Genomic DNA, 22,184 nt, shown 5'->3' on the forward strand with positions numbered 1-22,184 from the left:
TTCCTCAACTTATGGTATATCACCATTCTTCTATACTTTGGTATGATAATGATATGATACTTACATCGATATGATGTATGTGATAAACTAGTATTATCTTTCATTAGACCCTCCTTGTTATTGTTGTAGCTGCCAGGCTACTTTCTACTATAACACGGAGGTTTCTTTAAGTTCTTTTACCACCCGCATAGCAGGTGGTATTTTTTTGCGATAATAAAAAGAAATAGCAATCAAATGATTGCTATTTTTTATGATATAGTTTTTTAGTTCTAAACTTTGGACTACATGTTAAATTCATCTGTAATTTTCCAAATATATTTTCATCTTCACGACGTAGAATGATTGTTGAATGAACTTCACAACCTTTTAGCTTTGGCAACTGACTCAATGCTAATTCTGCAACTGGATTTGTCGTTGCTGATACCGATAGCATTACTAACATCTCATCTGCATGTATTCTTGGATTATTGTTTCCAAGCATCTCTACTTTTAATTTTTGCACTGGTTCAATAACACTTCGAGAAATTAGTGGGAGATCTTCATCAATATTTCCAAGTGCTTTAATAGCATTCAACAAAGCAGCTGCTGATGCTCCAAATAAAGTTGAAGTTTTCCCTGTAACAACTCGTCCATCATCTAGTTCGATTGCAATCGCTGGTTCATTTGTAGCGGTTGCTTTTTTCTCTGCAATATCTACAATCTTTCGATCATCTGCAGTAATGTTAGCTTGATTCATTACCATCTCAATCTTTTGTACTGGTGAATCATCGTAATTGCCCAAACGCTGTTGTACAAGGGCATGGAAATAACGCCGAATAATTTCTTCATTGGATGCCTCAATAGCAGCCTCGTTATCCACAATACAATATCCAGCCATATTTACACCCATATCTGTAGGTGATTGATATGGTGATTCTTGTTGGATTTTCTCAAAAATATTTTTTAACACAGGAAATACATCTGCATCTCGATTATATGATACTACTGCCTCTCCATATGCTTCTAAATGGAATGGATCAATGATATTCACGTCATCAAGTTCTGCTGTTGCAGCTTCATATGCAAGATTTACAGGATGTTTTAATGGAATATTCCAAATAGGAAAGGTTTCATATTTAGCGTATCCTGATTTAATCCCATGCTTATGATCATGATACATCTGTGAAAGACAAGTCGCCATCTTTCCACTACCTGGTCCAGGTGCAGTCACTACAATCAATGGTTTTTGTGTTTCAATATACTCATTTTTTCCAAACCCTTCTTCACTAATAATATGAGGTACATTAGCTGGGTATCCTTCAATTGGATAATGACGATACACTTTTAATCCTAATTTTTCCAAACGTTTTTTAAATGCATTGGTTGCAGCTTGTTGATTATAGTGTGTAACAACCACACTTCCTACAAATAGATCAATACTTCGAAAAGCATCAATTAAACGCAATACTTCTTGATCATATGTAATTCCCAAATCACCACGAACTTTATTTGCTTCAATATCATTTGCGTTGATCACAATTACAATCTCAACCTTTTCCTTCAACTTTGCTAACATCTGTACTTTAATATCAGGTAAAAAGCCTGGTAAAACTCTTGATGCGTGATTATCATCAAATAATTTTCCACCAAACTCCAAATATAAACGATTATCAAATAAATTGATTCTTTCTAATATTTTTTCACTTTGTAAACTCAAATATTTATCATTATCAAAAGCTTTTCTATTCATTATTGCTTCCTTTCATAAAAACACTAAATATATTATATCAAATTTCTATCCGTTATCCTATGCGAAAAAAAGAAAAGATAGCAAGATTTTTTCTTGCTATCTTATTTGTTATTTATTAAACTTATATTTCTTTGCCAAACCAGCCAAAATTGCTATTCCTGATAAACCAATCAATGCTAATAATGCATTTGTATTTGTTGTATCTCCAGTTGCTGGATCTGTGCTTGGTTTAACTATATCTTTTGGTTTCTCTGATGGTTTTGGACTAGGTTTTACAGGATCAGCATTCTTTTCCCACTTTGCATAAAGTGTTTTGTGTCCATTAATCGTATGCGTATCAAACTCCCATACCGTTGTACATCCAGATTCATGATGCCATCCTTTGAATGTGTATCCTGCTCTTGTAGGTGCTGAAGGCTCTGATACAAAGTCCCCTACTCTTAATCCTGTTTGTGAACTAACAGAACTTCCTCCTTGAGAATCAAATGTAACTGTATATAATTCAGACCATTGTGCATATAATATTGTATCTTTTGTTATATTGAATGTACCATTTTCAGTATATGAAACTCCTGATCCATTTGCTTCCGTGTTCCATCCAACAAACTCATATCCTTCTTTACTAATACTACCAGGTCCTTTTACCACAACTTGTCCACCTGAAACATAGTCAATATTATCTACTGGTGCAGTTCCTGTTCCAGTATTTACATCATATGTTACATTGTATGTTGTTGCTAAACCCCATACTGCATATAAAGTAAGATTTTCTTTTGCATGCGTAACTGCTGTTCCTGGATCATATGTTGTGTCTGCTGCTGTTGCAGAAGGGTCTGTTGACCATCCAAGGAATACACGAGTTGGGTGAGCAGCAGATAACGCTGTTCCACTCTTAATTGTTCCATCTAATCCAATATATCCAACATCGTAGTAAGTCGTTGTCTTATTACTAGCATCTACCTCATAATATTTAGTACCATCGTAAGCTGTTAATGGACTTAATGTGAAATCTCCACCATTTGCATCATATTTCACAAAAGTACTCTCTACAGCTCCAATATCTTTAAATCTATTAAATGTACGTTGATCTCCTCCACTAAGCTCACTAGAAGTTTTATTTTCTGCTAAACCTTCTGGCTTAATTGGAATTGTTGGAACCACCATAGCTTCCACACCTGCTTTTATAGAAGAATAATTTGCTGTCAACATAACATTGTTTTTACCCAATACATCTTCTATTGTATTCGCTGGTGTAGCTCCTTTATCTACATTAACTAAGTTGTTATTCGTTTGTACAGTTGAATAATTAGAAATATCTTTATATGTACTAGCAGTATTTATCACACCTGTAGAACCATATACTTGATTTCCAATAAACAGCGAATCATTTCTTGTTGCTGAAGCACCTACAGAAGATCCACTCATTCCTAATGCTCCACCTTTTTGATCAATCGTAGAGTTTTCATTACCTGATACATTCCCTACAAATGTACATCCTGTGATTGTATTAGTAAATGTTGTTCCAGTGAATCCATTTCTATAATATTGAATAGCTCCACCACTTACATCTCCACCATCAAGACCATAAGCATGATTGTTATAGAATGTACTATTGGTAATTGTTGTAGCAAACCCTGGTTTTCCTGTTCCTTGGAACATGATAGCTCCACCATCATCTGTTGCAATATTACTATCAAATGTTGTTTTATCAATTGTGAATGTTGCTCCATCTTTTCCATCAATTACATAAATAGCTCCACCATCATATGTATTCTCAGTAGATGATGCTGTACCACTTGTCTTATTCCCATAGAAGTAAGATTCATTAATTGTCACTTGTCCTTGTAGATAATGGAATGACATTGCACCTCCACCTCCACCAAAAGGTCCACTCTTTACACAGTTATTTACATTGTTTCTAAATACCGTGTTATTGACATCTAATGTTCCTGAGTGTTGTTTTGATGCAATCGCTCCACATTCATAACCAGCTCCTGTTGCTGAATTATTCTCAATAGTTGAGTAATTTATAGTAACCTTAGCTTCTTTAGCAAGCAACACTGCCGATGCTGAATTAACTGATGTATTGTTTTTAATTGATGTTTTATTAATAACTGTAGTTGCCGGTGCAAAGGTTGTTACATCAATAGCACCTGCTGTTGCATTTTGAAATGTCATTTCCTCAAGCGTTAGTGTTCCTGCAGTATGTGTTGTACTAAGCAACCTTGAAGAAATACTTGTTCCATCAACTGTTAAATTCTTAATTGTTAATGAACCTGTTCCTGCACCATTAACATTTATTGATCCTGCGTTCCATACACAACCATTTCCATCGATTGTAACATTTACATTTGGCATTGTGATTGTAATAGGACCTGATACAAATCCAGAAGCCAATGTATATACATCACCTTCTGCAGCAGTACTTAATGCGCTTTGCAATTCGCTAACATTACTTACTGTTTGAGAAATTCTTGGTGCTTTTGCTAAAGATTTTGCAGCACCTACACTTGGTTCACCTTGTGCGCCCTTTGTCTCTTCTTTTACTGTAACGACTCTTTCTTTTGTTACAACATCACCATCCACAGGATGGATTGCTTCATACGTGATTGTATACGTATTTTCTACTGAGACATCAAATCCTCCATCGTCCTTAATAGACACGTCCACAGCTTCTCCATTTTCGTCCACCGCGCTAACACCATCTAGCAAGTTAAATGTCTCATCAAATTGATTAACGCTCACATCTTCAGCTATAATACTTAATTTTTCCTCTAGTACCTCTGCATTCACTATCATTTTTTGGATTGGTATCAATCCCACAAATAGCACTAGCAAAGCAATAAAAGCTTTAATTGATTTTTTCATTTTGGTCGCCCCCCATCATATCAATTTAAATCTTGTTTCATTGTTTATATAATATATGCTTTTACTTACTATTACTATATCACCTTATTTCCTTCCTAATATATCTTGTTATCAACAGATAGAAAAATGTTACCAATCAAGGTTAAAATTATTCCCTCTATAGTATAGACTTTTTAGGAATTAAATTCGTTCATGAAAATTTCATTTTTTTCATATAAATTATTTATATTGTTTAACATTCCTTAATTTCACTCGTAAAAATCCGTAGATATAGCTCGTTTTTCAGACAAAAATAAGTGAGAAATAGCATCTTTTTAAAATACTACTTCTCACTTTACATCATCCACCTACTTTTAATTCGATGTCATATGCTTTTGCAATATCAATGTATGGAAATAAGTCCTCTTTGTTTAATGTGTTTTCATTCCAAGGATATGGTTTTATCATTCTTTCATACTTACTTTTCCCCAACAAATGATATGGGAGAAAATTAACTTTTTTAATTCCTATCGTTTGCGCATACTTCAATATCGCTTCCAATGTTTTAGGATCATAGTTAAATTCTGTAATCACTGGAACTCGCAATATAACTTTACGAGGATCAATAGTTTCTAAGTTTTTAAATACAATAGATAAATCTCCTCCGCATATTTCACGATACATATTTTTATCAATATGTTTTAAATCAAATAAGTATAAATCAATATAAGGATCAATTTCTTCAATATAAGAATTTGAGAAATTCCCACAAGTTTCAATTGCCACGTGAAGATTCTTGTGTTTAAACTCTTTCACTAAAGCCAATAAACTTTTAAATTGAGTAAATGGTTCTCCACCAGATATCGTTACTCCTCCATCGCTAGCTTCATAATAGTCAATATCTTTCATAACTTCTTCTACTACATCCGCATAAGACATTGCTTTTCCTGATATCTCCAAAGCCCCAGTTGGACAATTATCTACGCAAACCTGAAGATTCTTACATTTGCTATCATCATAGTGGAATTCATCATCTACAAAAGTAATTGCTTTGCTTGGACAACTGTATTCGCAAGTACGACATTTGATACATTTTTTCTTATCATACAATAAAATTGGATTAGGATCTTGTGATTCAGGATTTGCACACCATGGACAATGCAATGGACATCCTTTTAAAAATACTACCGTTCTTATTCCAGGTCCATCATGCGTCGCAAACCTTTCAATATTAAATACATTAATCATACAATTCTCGACTTAATAATTCTTCTTGAATATCTTTGGTAAGATTCACAAAGACCGCACTATATCCTGCTACTCGGACAATTAAATCCGGATAATTATCTGGATGCTTTTGTGCATCCTCTAAAATGCCATGATCCACAACTGTAACCATCAATTGACAACCACCCTTTTTAAAATATGTATCAAATAAAATCTTAATCTTTTCTCGATCTTCATTAAACATTCGTGGTGTGAATTTAATATTTTGTACACTTCCACCATGATATTTTGCCTTAAATGTTGCCAAAGAATTTAGTGTTGCAGTAGGTCCACTTTTAGCTGCACCACCTTGTGGATTATTCGCAGGATTCATAAATACTCCTCGTAAGCGCCCATCTAAAGATGCATCTGTTTTATGACCCCAATCAGTATTCGTTTGGTTATTACTAATTACAATTAAATAATATCCCATGCCTTTATCAATCCCTCTTTGACGAATACCATTCGCAACATACTCAAAAAGATCATTCGCTAAAGCATCACAAGCTTTATGATCATTTCCATATTTTGGTGCATTCAATAAATCTTTCCTTAGTTTTGCATGACCTTCAAAATTAACCAAGGCAGCATCATGCAATTCTTTCAGTGTGTATTTTTCCTGTTCAAATACCAATGTTTTAATTGCATAAAGAGCATCGCTTGTATTGATGTTGCCATACGTTTCATTGGTTCCCCCAAGAATCAAAACACCACCATCCAAAAGCGCTTTTCCTCGTTCTATACAATCATCCATCAAAATACTTGTAAATAAGAAAGATACTTCTTTGTTCATTACATCATACGAATGATATTGAGCTTCGATACTTAAATCAAAGTAATAATCTAATACTTTCTTATATTCACTATATAAATCATCAAAGCGTACATAGGATTCTAATGGTTTCACTGCAAAAGGAACTTTCCGCTTTCCATCCATGGAATCAATTCCATCATTTAATGTAATATTAAAAATTTTCAATAAATTCAATAACGTATTTGGTGTTCCTACACTTTTTGCTGTAATTACAAATTCACCACAGCCAAATGGAACATATTGTTCTGCTGTTTTACGATCTACGCGCATTGCATATTCTACGGCAGGAACATTTACTTCATCATTATATAAGGTAGGATATGTAGCTCCACTACCAATACAATCATATGCCATATCTAAAATATCTTGTGGTGTTTCTTCATAAATACGAAGTGTAAACTGAGGTTCAACATAACGTGTATCTTTACATACTCGTAAGCATAAACGAGTAAACATATCTGCTGCTTCAACATGTTCTCTTCCTCGTCCACCAACAATGATTCTACCATTTACGGTTGTTCTTCGATTTTCAATCATTTTCCATAAAGAACGTACATACCGATAAGCATCTTCTTCACTAAGGCGTCCTTCATCCAAGTCACGTTTTAAATATGGACCTAATACATCGTCCATACGTCCATAATTTATGACTCCTGCAACCATTGCATAAATCCAAAACAACTGCAATGCTTGATGGAATGTTTTAGGTGTATGATCACGAATATAAAGTAAATCATTTTCCATTAGTTTTAAATCTGCTAGACGTGCAGCATCAACATCTTGTTTTGCTTCATGAACAAGTTCAACTTGTTTATCGATTACAACTTTTAAAAGCTTTAAACTTTCTATTGAACTTTGCATAAATGCATTTTGTGGTTTTGAAGAAATTAAATCAATTAATCCTGGGATTCCATACTTCATAAGTTTTTTATAATCTAACATCATTCCACTTAATCTTGCGGTTGCCATAAAAGGATAATCACAATCAATAAACCTACCCGTTGTTGTATCATTTAACACGTCTCGGCAATAGATTGCTTTCACATCATGGTCTTGCCAATATTCATACAACGCATCAACACGTTGTCTTTCTTCTTCACTTGTTAATTCATCTTTAAATTTTCTTAATTTATGAAACACACAATAATGACCAACACCACCAATACTTGTAACACTACCAAATCCTATTGGTAAAAAATCAAGTCTTCCTGCAAGCAAATCATCTTCTTCAATAGATCTAAACAACACAGGAAAAATTGTTTTTAAACAGTTTATCTCTCGCTCTGCTTTATCTAAACCAGCGCTATCTTGATGTGCTTTTGTGTATGCTTCCATAATGGCTAATTGTTCACTTGGTGTTTTTTCACTAGGAATTTGAACACTCACCTCAACATTTTGTTCGCCATCAATATTAATTTTTGCCATCTTAATGCTTTGCTTTCTCTGCCTCACGCCAATTGTCTTGATAACCTCCTAGCAAGTCTACAAAACGTTTCGCTGTTAAATGAGGCCTTGTGATAGCACTACCAACAACCACACTATGTGCTCCTAAGAAAATACACTTCATTGCATCCTCTGGAGTATAGATATGTCCTTCCATCATCACATATGCATCATCTTTAAAATCACGGCACATCTTAGCAAATTCCCGCATATCTGGTTCTTCAATGTGTTGTGTTTCTGGAGTATATCCATATAATGTAGGAGCAATGATATCCGCTCCATTTTCAATTGCTCTTAATGCTTCTTCATAATTGGATACATCCGCAAAAATAATAGCTTCTGGAATTTCTTTTTTTACTTCTTTAATCAAATCCCAAGCTTGAGTTCCTTCATGTGTCTTTTGATTTGTACAATCCAAAGCAATGATTTCAGCTCCTGCTTCCCAAACCTGTTTTGCTGATTGTAAAGTTGGCGTAATAAACACTTCTGTATCATCATGCCATATTTTATATAAACCAATTAAAGGTAAATCTACCTTTTCTTTGATTGCTTTTATCTGTTCTGGAGAATTTGCGCGAATCCCAACAGCTCCTGCCCATTTTGCAGCTTCTGCCATCTTTACCACAATATCATCCGTATAGATTGGATCATCATGTTGAACCTGACATGATACGATTAAACCACCTTTAAAACTTTCTAAAATTGCTTTTTTTCTTGCATCTGTTGTTTTCATTTCTTTTCCTCCTTACAGATTTTTACTTTTTTATTCTTTTTTATATGTTTTGGATATTCATCAACATATACTTCATCAAAATCTTCAAGATACGCAAAGGTATACATTGCTTTCATCTCAAACTTTGTATGATCTACCATTGCATATTTTCGTTTACTACGTTCCATAACATTTTTCTTAACCAATCCATTATCAATTTCAACATTATAAAATTCACCTGTATCCAAATCAAATCCATTGGCACTTATAAAACATCGATCAAAGTGAAGCTTTTTGATTTCTTCAATCGTAATGCTTCCCCAATTCATATCGTATTTTTCATTGTACTCACCACCCAAGACTAAAATCTTGGCAATTGCTCCACGAAGGTGACGAACAACATAATGAGAATTGGTAACAATTGTAATCTTACGATTCATCAAATATGGGGCTAAATAAGCAGTCGTCGTCCCTGAATCAACAAATATACATTCATTCTCTTCAACGACTTGACTAGCACATCGTGCAATGCAATCCTTCTCTTTTTGATTAAGTTTTTCCTTTTCATCTACGGTAACTTCACTAAAGGATGTAATTGTTTCACTGAAGTTATGGGGTAATGCCCCACCACGTTCACGTTCAATCTTTCCATCTTTTTCAAGCTTTCGTAAATCTCTTTGAACTGTCGATAAAGAAACATTTAACTCTTTCGACAGCGTACTTACACTAATCGATTGATTACTTCCCAATCGTTTAATGATATAGGCTAATCGTTCTTTGGCTAACATAAACATCTCCTCATATATACTATACCTTTATAGGATGTCAAATGCAAGTCATTATTAGTCATATTGAGTCATATTAAGTCATGTTTTGATTTTGATTTATAAATTCCTTCAAAATACATTGACACCTAGCCCTCTCTATGATAAATTTTAATAAACCATTGATTGGGAGATAAAACAAAAATAAGTGCTTATAGAGAGTTGGCCATAGGTGGAAGGCTAATAGAGATGCTGTTTTGTAAATGGACCCATGAGGGCTAGATGAAAGCTGTAATAGTTAGTATTCAAGACGTTCACCTACGTTACAGGGTTAAGAATGTGATAGCATTTGAAAGTTGGACTTTTTAGTCAAACAAGGTGGCACCGCATGTGTTTATATACACTTGTCCTTGATGTCTTTTATAGACGAGGACAAGTGTTTTTTATTTCACTTCACCAAAATGCATCATCAAACATATATAAGGAGGAAAAGAAAATGAAAAAATTATTATGTTTGGGTTTAAGCATGTTATTTGTTTTTAGTTTAGTTGGTTGTGGTAATGATGACAGTGGCGATGATAAAGCGTTTAAGGTTGGTATCGTACAAATTGTTGAGCATCCTTCATTGGACACGATTCGTGAAGCAACAGAAAAACAATTAAAAACATATGATGGAAAAATCGAAGTATTATACGAAAATGCTGGTGGAGATCAAAGTATGTTAAATACCATCTGCCAACAATTTAAAGAGCAAGACGTAGATGTGATTATTGCAATTGCTACACCAAGTGCTCAAGCTGCAGCAAACTTCTCAGATGAAATTCCAGTGGTTTTCTCAGCAGTAAGTGATCCAGTTGGTGCTGGTTTAGTTAAAGATTTAGAAAAACTAGATGGAAACATCACTGGAACAAGTGATGAAATCCAAGTTGACTTAATTATGGACTTAGCAATCGAAATGTACCCAGAAACTAAATCCGTAGGGTTCTTATATAACTCTGGAGAAGCAAATTCAGCTTCTAACCTTGATAAATTGAAAGCATATGCAAAAGATAATAATCTTAGTGTTGTTGAAGGCCCTTTTACAAACACGAGTGAAATTCAAGCATCAACACAATCACTCATTGATAAAGCAGATATTATTTTTGCACCAAATGATAATAGCGTAGCAAGTGCAATGGATGTCGTATCAAGTCTTACAAAAGATTCAAAAACACCATTGTTTGTAGGAGCTGATTCAATGGTTGGAGACGGTGGTTTAGCAACCGTAGGTATCAACTATGAAGAACTTGGGAAAGAAACAGGAAACATGGTTATACAAATTTTGGATGGAACTTCACCAAGTGATATTCCAGTAAAAGTTTTTAAAGAAGACTTAAATGTTTATATTAATACTAGTGTTGCTGAAGCAATTGGCTTTGGTTCAATCGATACACTAAAAGAAAATCACAAGGATGTTGTTGAAATAAAATAGAAAGAGGTTTATATGAGTCTTAATACAATATTGGGAGCAACGGAACTAGGTTTGATCTTTGCGATCATGTCCCTAGGAATTTACATTACTTTTAAAATCTTAAACTTTCCTGACTTAACGGTTGACGGAAGCTTTACTTTGGGCTGTGTGGTGAGTGGCATCTTTGCCATTAACCACCACCCCTTTCTAGGAATCCTTTTTGCAACGCTTGCAGGTTGTTTTGCAGGAATGATGACAGGCTTTCTTCACACCAAAATGAAAGTTCAATACATCTTAGCTGGAATCATCACAATGACAGGACTATATTCCATAAACTTGAAAATTGGAGGTTCTAAACCTAATTTCTCATTATATGGATTTGAGACTATTTTTTCTCACTTTAGAAATTTTTTATCATCTACATTACATATTTCTAATGAAGTCATTTTAAAAAATCATAAACTTATTCTATTATTATTAATTTTAATCATCGTTACCACGTTACTTTATTTGTTCTTTAAGACTCAAAGTGGACTTGCTATTCGTGCCACAGGAAATAACGAAGAAATGGTTCGTGCTTCTTCTATCAATACCGATGCAATGAAGATTGCTGGATTAGCGTTGGCAAATGCATTTGTAGGATTATGCGCCTCTATTTATACCCAACACCAAATGTTTTATGATATATCGCAAGGGATTGGGATGATGGTAGTCGGTTTAACAAGCATTATTGTTGGCGAGAGTATCTTTGGGAAACGTACGCTTTTAAATAGTTTTATTTCGTTATCACTAGGAGCTATTTTATATCGTTTACTCCTATCTTATGCTTTATCTTTGGGAATGGATCCAAACGATTGGAAATTGCTTTGTGCTTCTTTAGTAGCAATCGTGATTTCTTTTCCAACCGTTAAAACCTATATTCAAAAACGCCAAAAGCGAGCAAAAGCAAAAGGAGGTTCTAAATCATGTTAGATGTAGAAAACCTAAGTATTACATTTCATGCTGGAACAGTAAATGAGAAAAAAGCATTAGATAATGTTTCACTACATTTAGATGATGGTGATTTTATAACTATCATTGGTAGTAATGGTGCTGGTAAAAGCACATTACTAAACTGCATTAGTGGAACTTATGAGAATGATGAAGGCTATATTGTTTTAGATGGTAAAGAAATCCAGTTTATGAAAGAACACAAACGCGCCAAGATGATTGGACGATTATTTCAAGACCCATTAAAAGGAAGCGCCCCCGATATGACAATTGAAGAAAATCTTGGGCTCGCTTATCGACGTGGAAACAGTAAGAATAATCTCTATGAACGTTTCTTAAAAATTGGCTTAACAAAAGATGAAAAAGAATTTATGAAAGAGAAGATTAGTCAACTAGACCTTGGTTTAGAAGAACGTTTATCAACAAAGGTTGGATTGTTATCAGGTGGACAGCGTCAAGCATTAACCTTGATGATGTCAACAATCAATACACCTACCTTATTATTGCTTGATGAACATACAGCTGCACTAGATCCTAAAACAGCAAAAAAAGTAATGGAAATAACAGACCATATTGTACAAGATAATAAAATTACTACCATCATGATTACGCATAATATCCAACAAGCTCTAGCATATGGAAACCGAATGGTGGTTATGAGTGAAGGTAAGATTTTGATGGAGTTCAATAAAGAAGAAAAAGAAAAATTAAGTGTTGAAGAAGTGATGAAAATATATCACAACAAAAGTACACAAGATCTTTCTGATAAAATGATTTTAGATTAATTTTTAACCATATAACGTAAATGAAAATTCATTTACGTTTTTATTTTTCTTCATTTATTGTTCACATAATCCCAGTACTTTTTAAGTAATGGAGGAAATTACATGTATATAATAAAAAATGCGATTCGCAATATCTGGCGAACGAAAGGAAAAAACATATTGATTGTAATCATTGTTTTTATCATTGGACTATCATGTTGTATTGCTTTATCAATCAAACAAGCAGCTCAAAACGCACGCGATACTGGGTTAGATAAGTTAAACATTACAGCAACTATCCAATTCGATCGACAACAAATGATGCAAGAGATGCAACCACCTGAAGAAAGTGATGATAGCAGTGCAGAAGACATGCGCGAAAAAATGCGCGATGCAATGGCAAATCAAAACTTAAGTTTAAAAGAATTACAAACCTATGCTAAAGCAGACAGTGTAAAAGACTTTTATTACACTTCAACAATTTCAATGAACGGAAATGATAATCTTCAAGCGATTAATTCCAACAATTCTATAGTTACCGAGAGTGGTCCTAGTGGTGAGAGAGAAAGTATTTTCTCCAATAGCGATTTTATGTTAATCGGATATTCTTCTTATGATGCAATGAGTGATTTTAATGATGAAACAAAAACTATCAAAGAAGGTGCTTTATTTTCAATGAACAATAAGAATGAAGCTATCATATCTGAAGATTTAGCTACTTATAATTCAATAAAATTAAACGATACCATCACTTTGGTAAACCCAAACAATACGAAAGATACACATACTTTAAAAGTTGTTGGTATCTATACAAGTACATCAGAAAATGGACCAATGATGAGTGATCCAGCAAATCAGATTTATACAAACATAGAAACTACAAATACGATTATTAATGCATCAAGTTTGCTACAAGCAAACATTGATGATGCTACTGAATTAAACGAACAGATTAGTGGAACTTATGTATTCAAGGATATAAAAGCTTATGAAGCATTTGAAAAAGAAGCAAAAGCTTTAGGTTTGAGTGATGAATATACCATCGAAAGTAATGATGTTGCTCTATATGAACAATCCCTTCAACCCTTAGAAAACCTTGCAAATTATGCAAATACATTCTTATATATTATTTTAGTAGTTGGTGGAATCATCCTAATTGTTTTCAATTTACTTCGCATCAAAGAACGTAAATATGAAATTGGAGTATTGAGTGCAATTGGTATGAATCGTAAAAAAGTATCTTTTCAATTCATCACTGAATTATTTATCATTACAATGTTCTCAATGCTTTTAGCGATTGGTATAGGAAGTGTTACAAGTGTTCCTATCACCAACTCTTTATTAGCAAACGAAATAACCAATGACACAATGGAAGCACAGATGCCAGAAGACATGCAAGGTGGTGGAAGAAGTATGCCACAACAAAGTGAAACGCTAAGACAAGGTGGACCACAAATGGAAAACAATACAAATTATATTCAAGAAGTATCTAGTGCCACTGACTTTTCAGTTATTATAAAACTCTTTGCATTAACAATCATATTAACAATCTTATCTAGTGGGATTGCAACCCTTACCATTCTACGCTATGACCCACTTAAGATTTTATCAAATAGAGAATAGGAGATCCTTATGAATCAATTAGAACTTAAAAATGTTTGTTTTTCTTATACAGAAGGAAAACCGGTCTTACAGAATATCAACTTAAACTTTCAAAATGGTAAACTATATGCAATAACTGGTAAATCAGGTGCAGGGAAAACAACCTTACTTTCCATTCTTTCACTCCTTACCAAACCTAGTAGTGGTGAAATATTGTTCAATGAACAAAACATTAAAGATATGGATCCATATGAATATCGCAGTAAACAAATTGGGGTTATTTTTCAAGCATACAACTTATTACCACAATTAACAGCGATCGAAAATGTAGAGTTATCAATGGATATTGCGAATATGAAGAACATTGATAAAGCAAGTCATGCCCAAGCATTACTTGAAAAAGTTGGTCTTAGCGAGGATGAAATTCACCGTCCCATATTAAAATTATCAGGGGGACAACAGCAAAGAGTAGCTATTGCAAGAGCCCTCTCTTATGATCCTACTGTAATCCTTGCAGATGAACCCACTGGGAACCTTGATAATGATACTGAAAATGATATTCTTAGTATCTTTAAGCAACTAGCCTATGAAGAAAATAAATGTATCATCATTGTTACACATTCAAATAAAGTAGCCAATGTTGCTGATTATTTGTATCGTTTATAGTATGAAAAAGTAGCTATTATAATTATAATAGCTACTTTTTGTTACCTAGCTTTTTACTTTTTCGAAGTTTTCATTTTATTCGACCCACATACAGGTAAGTAATTACTCATTAACTTCCATCAAATTATGATTTAAATCCTTAATTTTCTTTTTTACCCCCCAAAAGCAAGGTGTACTAAGCTTAATTGACCTCCCATCTTGGAATTGAAGAATTGACACATGATAAGAGTTCATTCTTGAAAACAATCCATTACCACTATACCTAATATGATTTTTCGCATTTAAGTTAGAACGTTTTTCATCAATATGAGCTAGTTTATTATACGAATATCTCTTTTTTATCAATAATCGTTTATATACCAGTCCTCTTTCATACAACTCAAGTCTTGTCATTGCTTTATTGATTAACCATAATCCTGTTACTCCAAAAATCACAAGCGGTACATATCTTCCTATTTCATAAAAATCTGAACCTTCATCAACAAAGTTTATGTTCATTACTACAAACACACCTAGTGCTATAAATCCTACTGCCAACAATAATAATAAAATTCTACGTGACTTTACTTGATCAATTAAATATCCATATTCATTGTCTTGTACCTTCTTATCGTAGTCTCTTAATGGTGAATATACTTTCATATTTACACCTCATAAAATCTTGGTGGAATTACACTAAGATTTGGCATTCTATTTTCTTTTAAATCCTCTGTAAGTAAGCAAGGGATTATTCGTTGTTTAGGAATAAATGTTTTTGGTAACATTTTCTGACTAACTGTATTTACAGTTACCCACATATCTATACCTTCATTTATTGATTCTGGTAATTTATATGTAAAATATCCTTTTTGACTACGAATTCCTTCAGCAATCTTCCTCATATCTCTTGGCACATTTGTTCCATATACAACTTCATGTATTTCTCTTGCTTTTTGATCTATCCATTCAATGTCATAACCACGTGTTCTATCCAGCACTACTAATGCCACATATCCTGTAGTTGCATCTCCTGGCGCAAACAATGCGTTAGATGCTTGAACAATCCCTGTATACACGATTGGCGCATTTTCATAAGTATTTCTCCATTTATCTTTTCCAAGCCTTGGCGCTTTCCCTGCAACTTCCATAAAGAACTCACTGTCACTATCTCTAGGTACACTTCGATATCTATCTAGTTTAGATACATCAATTTGATTTGCTTCATCAAACGAATCCTTTTTTTCTTGTTTTTTATATATAGCCTGTAAATATTCTTCAACATCATATCCCTGATCTCTCATTTCTTCTAACTGCTCAACACTTAAACTTTCCATATTCTTTTTCATTTGTTTATCAAATAATCCCATTTTATTCCTCCTTCTATTTAACTTAAATAATCTTTTTTTGCTATTACTAGAGTTAGACAATATTTATATCAAAAATCTAGCTTTTTCATTTGTAATAGTACACATCGCTAATATTTTATTGTTATTAAGGATATTTAGAAATTTAAGAAGTATCTAAACTCTTTTCAGCAACCCTTTCTTTTTCTCCAATAAAAGAAAGGATGGAATGGCAACACTTTTGTAGACAAATTTTATAAGGTCATGTTTTGTCTATATTCCACAGGACTTTGATAACCTAAAGTTGAATGCACTCGCTTATTGTTGAACCAATATACGTATGCGGATAATTCTTGTTCCAAATTCAGCAATGATGCAAACGTTCTTTCGCGGACGAATTCAGTTTTGATTATTTTGAAATGTGCTTCTGCAACTGCATTGTCGTATGGATTTCCTTTCCTACTTAAGGATCTGTCAATTCCAAATGTTTCTAATACATTATCGATTAAATAATTATCAAATTCATTACCTCTATCCGTGTGGAAAATATTGTATTCAAATAGATTTCCTTTGATGCTTAAAAATGCTTGTTTCACAAGTTTTGCATCTTTATATTTCCCACAACTATAACCAACAATCTCCCGGTTATACAAATCGATAACTACACAAATGTAATTCCATTGGTTATTCACCCTAACGTACGTTAAATCACTTACTATGACTTCTTTTGGGTTTCTGTTATCAAATTCTCGATTTACTTTATTTTCTATTTTTGCTTCATTAACAGTTGTCTTATGTACTTTATATTTCTTCACTGTATATACCGATACAAGTCCATTTTGACGCATAATCCGTGCAATTCTCCTTCTCGAGATACAAATACCTTGTTTCGCTAATGAATGCTTGATTTTCCGTGTTCCATAGACTTTCTGATTATCATTAAATATTCTAACTACAATATCATTGTAATTATCAACCTTTGCAACCTTATCTTGGTATTTATAATATCCAGATCTCGAAATATTTAATGCCTTACACATTTTCACAACTGAATACTTGTGTGCATTTGCTCTGATTACTTTTATTTAGGACGTAATCAGAGCCGCTTGCTTCTAGGTGCCCTTGGGGTATAAAATGTCGTTCTCCATTTCAAGCTGTTTATTTCTTTTTCTTAAAGCAATCAATTCTTTTTCTTCTGGAGTAAGGTTATCTTTTGCTTTGAATGATCCTGCTGTATCTGCCTGTTTAATCCATTTCGTTAATGCTGAAGGGGTTAAATCATATTCTCTAATAATTTCGGACTTGGGTTTTCCACTTTGGTATAAATTTACCATTTGCTGTTTAAATTCACTTGTAAATACTCTACGTTCTCTTCTTGTTGTCATTTTCTTTTCCTCGCTCTTCTATTTTACCATGACAACCTTATCTTTTCTGTCTACTTTATTGTAGCCTATCCAGGATTTGATGCACTAACTTTGTTGCTTTTTGATTCATCCTTTACCTCCGCGCTTAATAGCCACATATTATTTTTATGACATATCGCACATACTATAATAGTTGTTTTAATCGTCAATAAGGTTTCATAAAAGTGAATGGATCAACAAGAAAATTAATCAACTATATTTCTATATTGGCGAATATAAGATATGGTTTAGATACAAAACATAGCAAATTAACCACGACAAAAAGAAACACTGGAGTTAGATATAAGCTAAATGCAACAACCTATTGTTTTTAGTTTAATAATCAAGAATTCTTATTTATTATATTATTTATGTTTTATTTTTGTCTTGATTTCAGTATAATAATACTATAGTTTTAGGTATGGAAGAGATCCTTTGGACTTTTACTTTACAAAAAACGAAACTTGAATAACTAAGACGTTGCATTCTTAACGAAGTGACAGTGGAGGTACTATGAAAAAAACTAATATGAAACGTTTTACGCTTTTAGCACTTTTCATCGCAATTGAAATTGCTGTAAGTGTCATCCCCTTTTTGGGATTTATCCCTTTGGGATTTATCAATGCTACAACATTGCATATTCCAGTAATTGTAGCTGCGATTCTTTTAGGAAAAAAAGAAGGAGCAATTGTAGGATTCGTCTTTGGACTAATTTCGCTTATTAAGCATACATTAGAACCTAGTGTATCCAGCTTTATCTTTTCTCCTTTTATTACGATTGGTGGAACAAGTGGAAACTTTGCCAGCTTATTGATTGCCATTGTACCACGTACATTGATTGGTTTCCTATCTGGATTTCTATATGAAATATTATCAAAAAGAAAGATAAATGATGTAATATCTATTAGCATTAGTGCGGTTGTTGGTTCTCTTACCAACACTATTTTAGTACTTGGAGGTATCGTTGTTTTCTTTGGTAGAGCATATGCTGATGCCATAGCGATTCCATATAATACCCTTTTAACCTTTATCATGGGGATTGTAACTTCCAGTGGTATTATAGAAGCAATTGTAGCTGCTATAATTGCGGTAGCAATATGTAAAGCGGGGAAAAGAGTTCTTTCTTTATAAGGAGTTTATATGAAAAAAACAATCGTTATCGGTGTTACAAGCAGTATCGCTACATATAAAGCGGTACAACTTGTTAGTGACCTGTTGAAATTAGATTATGATGTAGAAGTTATCATGAGTAAAAATGCATGCGAATTTATTCAACCATTAACTTTTTCATCACTTACCAAACATAAGACATATGTAGATACTTTTGATCGTGAAGTTGATTATCAAGTAGAACACATTTCATTAGCAAAAAAAGCAGATGTATTTATGATTGTTCCTGCTACTGCCAATGTGATTGCCAAAGTTGCTCATGGGATATGTGATGATATGCTAACAACCACTTTCTTGGCTGCTGAATGTCCTAAAATCATTGCACCTGCAATGAATACAAGAATGCTTAGCAATCCAATTACACAAGACAATCTAAAACGTTGTAAGGATTATGGAATGCAAATCGTAGAACCCGAGAATGGGCTCTTGGCTTGTGGTGATCAAGGAGCAGGAAAATTAGCTAAGATTGATGATTTAATTGAGTATATTGATATGGCAGCCTATAGTGAAAAACCACTGATAGGAAAAAAGGTATTAATAAGTGCTGGTCCAACCGTTGAAAAAATCGATCCTGTTCGTTATATCTCTAATCACTCAAGTGGTAAAATGGGATATGCACTAGCTAGAGCAGCAAGAAACATGGGAGCAAATGTAACCCTTGTTAGTGGACCTGTAAATATAAAAAAGCCAAACGCCATAAACGTCATTGATATTAGCAGTGCCGAAGAAATGGCACAAACAATAAAAGCAAATTATGATGATAGTGATTATGTAATTATGGCAGCAGCTGTTGCCGACTTCACACCCACACATATGGAAAGTGAAAAAATCAAAAAGAAAGATGCTGTGAATTCATTAGAATTGAAAGCTAGTGAAGACATTCTAAAGTATCTTGGAAAGCATAAAAAACATCAGAAACTTTGTGGTTTTGCCATGGAGACAACAAATGTTCTTAAACATGCAAAAGATAAGTTTAAGCAAAAAAATTGTGATTTGCTCGTTGTAAATGATTTAAACGAACATGGAGCAGGATTTAAAGTTGACACAAATAGAGTCACGCTAATTGATAAACATGATGTTCAAGAATTAACACTGATGAGTAAAGAACAATTAGCGTATACTATTTTGAATAAATTAATATGATATTGAGGTGAAAGTGAATGTTAGTAGTTGTAGATATAGGGAATACAAATATTACGATTGGATTGTTCAGGGGCGATGATCTCATCGCAAACTATCGTTTGACCACACTTGCTAAGCGTACAAGCGACGAGTATGGATTTTTGATTACCAGCTTTTTAAATAATGAGCACATTAAACCAAGTGATGTTCAGGATGTAATCATTGCAAGTGTCGTTCCAAAAATTATGTACTCTTTTAATAATTCAATTCGAAAGTATTTTAAAAAAGAACCAATCATTGTTGGTCCAGGAATTAAGACTGGTATTTCAATTAGGATTGATAATCCACGTGATTTAGGTGCTGATCGTTTAGTTGATGCAGTGGCCGCTTACTATATCCACAAGGGGAATGTCCTAGTTATTGATTTTGGTACAGCTACAACATTTGATTATATCAATGAAAAAGGAGAGTTTGTTGGTGGAGTAACAAGTCCTGGAATTGAAATTGGAGCACAAGCAATGGCTGCAAAAGCAGCGAAGCTTCCAGAGATTGAAATCAAGGCAAGTCCAGGAGTGCTAGCTACCAATACAATCGATAGTATGCAAGCTGGTGTATATTTTGGTTACATTGGCCATACGGAATATATTATAAAAAAATTTAAAGAAACAGTTTCTAGTGATTTAAAAGTTGTTGCTACCGGTGGGCTAGGTAGAATTATTGCAGAAAATACAGAGATGATTGACGTGTATGATCAGGATCTGACATTTAAAGGATTAAAGATGATTTATGATCGAACAAAAAAAGGTTAATCATTTACATAGTTCCCGTACCGATTTAGAAAAACGGGGATATATTGAACATTACGACACTAGTGGTACTTCAAAAGCTTTAAAACCAAATTTAGAATTATTACACGACAAAACTGCAGTAAACCGCTCACTTGGCGCAAAAATGCTCGTGTATCGTTTATACAAACACGAAGTTATTGAAGCTTTACTTTTACAACTAGACCGTGAAAAAGCACTCTATACGCGCTTAGAAATTTGCAATACACTATCTCATGGAGATGCAAATTGTGCAAAATTAATGATTAAATATCTAGGGAAAATAGGAAAAAACCAATATCATTGTCTACCAAAGAAGATATCAAAGAAAAAAAGTTTTCCTTTACCTCGTGATATTATAGCCCGTACACTAGGCAGGATGGATAAGACAACAACGCGAATACTGTTGAATGCACTCCCTACCTGCTCTATCACACAAGCACGCGAGTTAATCGATGCTATCGGGTACCAATATTTCCACCAAAAAACAAATAAACGACAAATTTTTAATAAATTATATTCATATTACCAAGATTGTGATGATGACATCATTCGTTGGAAAATCATCTGTGTCTTTGGTTGGCTAAAACCTTACAGTACAGATATTTTACAATCTATTCCAGATACTGAAGGTATCTTATATGAAGAAGCACAAAAAGGCTTACAAAGTAAAAACTAGGTTAATTATGAAGTGCACCCCGTTATTTGGACAACCAAGTAATGGAGGTGCATTTTATTATGGTAAAGTTAACAAGGGATCAAAAAACAAGCATTTATGAAGAACGAAAAAATGGAGCACAGATGTTTCAGAATTTCATATCGCAGCAGGAAAACTTTATTTATCCCCCATTTTAGATATGCATAATCGAGAGATTGTATCCTATAACATATCTAATAGTCCAAATTTTAAACAAACGCAAGAAATGCTTGATAAGGCCTTTTCTAAGTATGAAAAGCTTGATGGTTTATTATTTCAATCGGATCAAGGTTGGCAATATCAAATGTATCAGTATCATAAAGCATTGGCAGATAGAGAAATCATTCAATCAATGTCGCGTAAAGGGAATTGTCTGGATAATTCACCAATGGAAAATTTCTTTGGAGTAATGAAAAGAGAAATGTTTCATGGACATGAGTTTGAGTTTAATACATTAGAAGAATTAGAAGTCGCAATGGAAGAGTATATTGATTATTATAATAATCAAAGAATAATAACAAAATTAAAAGGATTAACTCCTGTGCAACACAGAAATCAATCCTTAATGATTTAATCGTTAATACAGTGTCCAACTAATT

General features: G+C 33.5%; 17 protein-coding genes and 3 pseudogenes. 10 read left to right on the forward strand and 10 right to left on the reverse strand.

The genetic code is table 11. The features are described from left to right. The 7 genes and pseudogenes from M2475_RS07060 to M2475_RS07090 all read right to left on the reverse strand — a co-directional run. Positions 1-104 (reverse strand): annotated as a pseudogene (locus M2475_RS07060) (IS200/IS605 family transposase); the annotation flags it as partial. 137 nt (positions 105-241) lie between these two features. Continuing rightward, a complete protein-coding gene (locus M2475_RS07065; protein WP_277490488.1) occupies positions 242-1,729 on the reverse strand; it encodes a DUF1846 domain-containing protein in 1,488 nt (495 codons plus the stop codon). A 108-nt stretch (positions 1,730-1,837) separates the two neighbouring features. Further along, on the reverse strand, positions 1,838-4,597 hold the full coding sequence (locus M2475_RS07070) for an InlB B-repeat-containing protein (protein WP_277490489.1): 2,760 nt from the start codon (positions 4,595-4,597) through the stop codon (positions 1,838-1,840). 339 nt (positions 4,598-4,936) lie between these two features. Beyond that, on the reverse strand, positions 4,937-5,824 hold the full coding sequence (locus tag M2475_RS07075; protein ID WP_277490490.1) for a glycyl-radical enzyme activating protein: 888 nt from the start codon (positions 5,822-5,824) through the stop codon (positions 4,937-4,939). After that, positions 5,817-8,081: a pyruvate formate lyase family protein gene (locus M2475_RS07080; RefSeq protein ID WP_277490492.1), complete on the reverse strand. Its 2,265-nt coding sequence runs from the start codon at positions 8,079-8,081 to the stop codon at positions 5,817-5,819. Before M2475_RS07080 ends, M2475_RS07075 begins: the two co-directional genes overlap by 8 nt. Before the next feature lies 1 nt (position 8,082). Next, on the reverse strand, positions 8,083-8,832 hold the full coding sequence (locus M2475_RS07085; protein WP_277490493.1) for an N-acetylmannosamine-6-phosphate 2-epimerase: 750 nt from the start codon (positions 8,830-8,832) through the stop codon (positions 8,083-8,085). Beyond that, positions 8,829-9,599, reverse strand: a complete 771-nt coding sequence (locus M2475_RS07090) for a DeoR/GlpR family DNA-binding transcription regulator (protein ID WP_277490494.1) — start codon at positions 9,597-9,599, stop codon at positions 8,829-8,831. The genes M2475_RS07085 and M2475_RS07090 overlap by 4 nt, the downstream gene beginning before the upstream one ends. A gap of 472 nt (positions 9,600-10,071) precedes the next feature. On the opposite strand from M2475_RS07090, the gene M2475_RS07095 reads away from it, so the two are divergent. The 5 genes from M2475_RS07095 (at position 10,072) to M2475_RS07115 (ending at position 15,047) form a co-directional block, all read left to right on the forward strand. Next, positions 10,072-11,046, forward strand: a complete 975-nt coding sequence (locus tag M2475_RS07095; protein ID WP_277490495.1) for an ABC transporter substrate-binding protein — start codon at positions 10,072-10,074, stop codon at positions 11,044-11,046. A gap of 12 nt (positions 11,047-11,058) precedes the next feature. Then, a complete protein-coding gene (locus M2475_RS07100) occupies positions 11,059-11,997 on the forward strand; it encodes an ABC transporter permease (protein ID WP_277490496.1) in 939 nt (312 codons plus the stop codon). Next, the gene (locus tag M2475_RS07105) at positions 11,991-12,800 is read left to right on the forward strand and encodes an ATP-binding cassette domain-containing protein (protein WP_277490497.1); all 810 of its coding nucleotides are present in this window, start codon (positions 11,991-11,993) and stop codon (positions 12,798-12,800) included. Before M2475_RS07100 ends, M2475_RS07105 begins: the two co-directional genes overlap by 7 nt. A gap of 102 nt (positions 12,801-12,902) precedes the next feature. Then, complete coding sequence (locus M2475_RS07110; RefSeq protein WP_277490498.1) at positions 12,903-14,402, forward strand: ABC transporter permease; 1,500 nt, start codon at positions 12,903-12,905, stop codon at positions 14,400-14,402. Positions 14,403-14,411: 9 nt separating this feature from the next. Beyond that, on the forward strand, positions 14,412-15,047 hold the full coding sequence (locus tag M2475_RS07115) for an ABC transporter ATP-binding protein (protein ID WP_277490499.1): 636 nt from the start codon (positions 14,412-14,414) through the stop codon (positions 15,045-15,047). A 102-nt stretch (positions 15,048-15,149) separates the two neighbouring features. On the opposite strand, the gene M2475_RS07120 is transcribed toward M2475_RS07115, so the two are convergent. From M2475_RS07120 to M2475_RS07130, 3 genes and pseudogenes are all read right to left on the reverse strand, one after another. Then, positions 15,150-15,689, reverse strand: a complete 540-nt coding sequence (locus tag M2475_RS07120) for a DUF6585 family protein (protein WP_277490500.1) — start codon at positions 15,687-15,689, stop codon at positions 15,150-15,152. 2 nt (positions 15,690-15,691) lie between these two features. Beyond that, entirely contained in the window at positions 15,692-16,393 is a 702-nt protein-coding gene (locus M2475_RS07125) for a hypothetical protein (RefSeq protein WP_277490501.1), read from the reverse strand. A gap of 230 nt (positions 16,394-16,623) precedes the next feature. Then, positions 16,624-17,754: pseudogene (locus M2475_RS07130) on the reverse strand (IS3 family transposase). 531 nt (positions 17,755-18,285) lie between these two features. On the opposite strand from M2475_RS07130, the gene M2475_RS07135 reads away from it, so the two are divergent. From M2475_RS07135 to M2475_RS07155, 5 genes and pseudogenes are all read left to right on the forward strand, one after another. Continuing rightward, on the forward strand, positions 18,286-18,903 hold the full coding sequence (locus M2475_RS07135) for an ECF transporter S component (protein WP_277490502.1): 618 nt from the start codon (positions 18,286-18,288) through the stop codon (positions 18,901-18,903). A 9-nt stretch (positions 18,904-18,912) separates the two neighbouring features. Further along, a complete protein-coding gene (gene coaBC / locus M2475_RS07140) occupies positions 18,913-20,085 on the forward strand; it encodes a bifunctional phosphopantothenoylcysteine decarboxylase/phosphopantothenate--cysteine ligase CoaBC (RefSeq protein ID WP_277490503.1) in 1,173 nt (390 codons plus the stop codon). Positions 20,086-20,102: 17 nt separating this feature from the next. Next, entirely contained in the window at positions 20,103-20,873 is a 771-nt protein-coding gene (locus M2475_RS07145) for a type III pantothenate kinase (RefSeq protein WP_277490504.1), read from the forward strand. Beyond that, positions 20,851-21,567 (forward strand): hypothetical protein, encoded by a 717-nt coding sequence (locus M2475_RS07150; RefSeq protein ID WP_277490505.1) that lies wholly within the window; start codon positions 20,851-20,853, stop codon positions 21,565-21,567. The genes M2475_RS07145 and M2475_RS07150 overlap by 23 nt, the downstream gene beginning before the upstream one ends. A gap of 118 nt (positions 21,568-21,685) precedes the next feature. After that, positions 21,686-22,159: pseudogene (locus tag M2475_RS07155) on the forward strand (IS3 family transposase); the annotation flags it as partial. Positions 22,160-22,184: the final 25 nt, after the last annotated feature.

The sequence above is a fragment of the Breznakia sp. PF5-3 genome (assembly GCF_029504745.1).
Classification (GTDB): domain Bacteria; phylum Bacillota_I; class Bacilli_A; order Erysipelotrichales; family Erysipelotrichaceae; genus Breznakia.

What these genes read in the sequence shown, in the direction of transcription:
- M2475_RS07100 (WP_277490496.1), top strand. Translation starts at nt 11,059, where the DNA reads ATGAGTCTTAATACAATATTGGGAGCAACGGAACTAGGTTTGATCTTT.
- M2475_RS07070 (WP_277490489.1), bottom strand. Translation starts at nt 4,597, where the DNA reads ATGAAAAAATCAATTAAAGCTTTTATTGCTTTGCTAGTGCTATTTGTG.
- M2475_RS07145 (WP_277490504.1), top strand. Translation starts at nt 20,103, where the DNA reads ATGTTAGTAGTTGTAGATATAGGGAATACAAATATTACGATTGGATTG.
- M2475_RS07125 (WP_277490501.1), bottom strand. Translation starts at nt 16,393, where the DNA reads ATGGGATTATTTGATAAACAAATGAAAAAGAATATGGAAAGTTTAAGT.
- M2475_RS07085 (WP_277490493.1), bottom strand. Translation starts at nt 8,832, where the DNA reads ATGAAAACAACAGATGCAAGAAAAAAAGCAATTTTAGAAAGTTTTAAA.
- M2475_RS07115 (WP_277490499.1), top strand. Translation starts at nt 14,412, where the DNA reads ATGAATCAATTAGAACTTAAAAATGTTTGTTTTTCTTATACAGAAGGA.
- M2475_RS07080 (WP_277490492.1), bottom strand. Translation starts at nt 8,081, where the DNA reads ATGGCAAAAATTAATATTGATGGCGAACAAAATGTTGAGGTGAGTGTT.
- M2475_RS07150 (WP_277490505.1), top strand. Translation starts at nt 20,851, where the DNA reads ATGATCGAACAAAAAAAGGTTAATCATTTACATAGTTCCCGTACCGAT.
- M2475_RS07065 (WP_277490488.1), bottom strand. Translation starts at nt 1,729, where the DNA reads ATGAATAGAAAAGCTTTTGATAATGATAAATATTTGAGTTTACAAAGT.
- coaBC (WP_277490503.1), top strand. Translation starts at nt 18,913, where the DNA reads ATGAAAAAAACAATCGTTATCGGTGTTACAAGCAGTATCGCTACATAT.
- M2475_RS07095 (WP_277490495.1), top strand. Translation starts at nt 10,072, where the DNA reads ATGAAAAAATTATTATGTTTGGGTTTAAGCATGTTATTTGTTTTTAGT.
- M2475_RS07120 (WP_277490500.1), bottom strand. Translation starts at nt 15,689, where the DNA reads ATGAAAGTATATTCACCATTAAGAGACTACGATAAGAAGGTACAAGAC.
- M2475_RS07135 (WP_277490502.1), top strand. Translation starts at nt 18,286, where the DNA reads ATGAAAAAAACTAATATGAAACGTTTTACGCTTTTAGCACTTTTCATC.
- M2475_RS07110 (WP_277490498.1), top strand. Translation starts at nt 12,903, where the DNA reads ATGTATATAATAAAAAATGCGATTCGCAATATCTGGCGAACGAAAGGA.
- M2475_RS07105 (WP_277490497.1), top strand. Translation starts at nt 11,991, where the DNA reads ATGTTAGATGTAGAAAACCTAAGTATTACATTTCATGCTGGAACAGTA.
- M2475_RS07075 (WP_277490490.1), bottom strand. Translation starts at nt 5,824, where the DNA reads ATGATTAATGTATTTAATATTGAAAGGTTTGCGACGCATGATGGACCT.
- M2475_RS07090 (WP_277490494.1), bottom strand. Translation starts at nt 9,599, where the DNA reads ATGTTAGCCAAAGAACGATTAGCCTATATCATTAAACGATTGGGAAGT.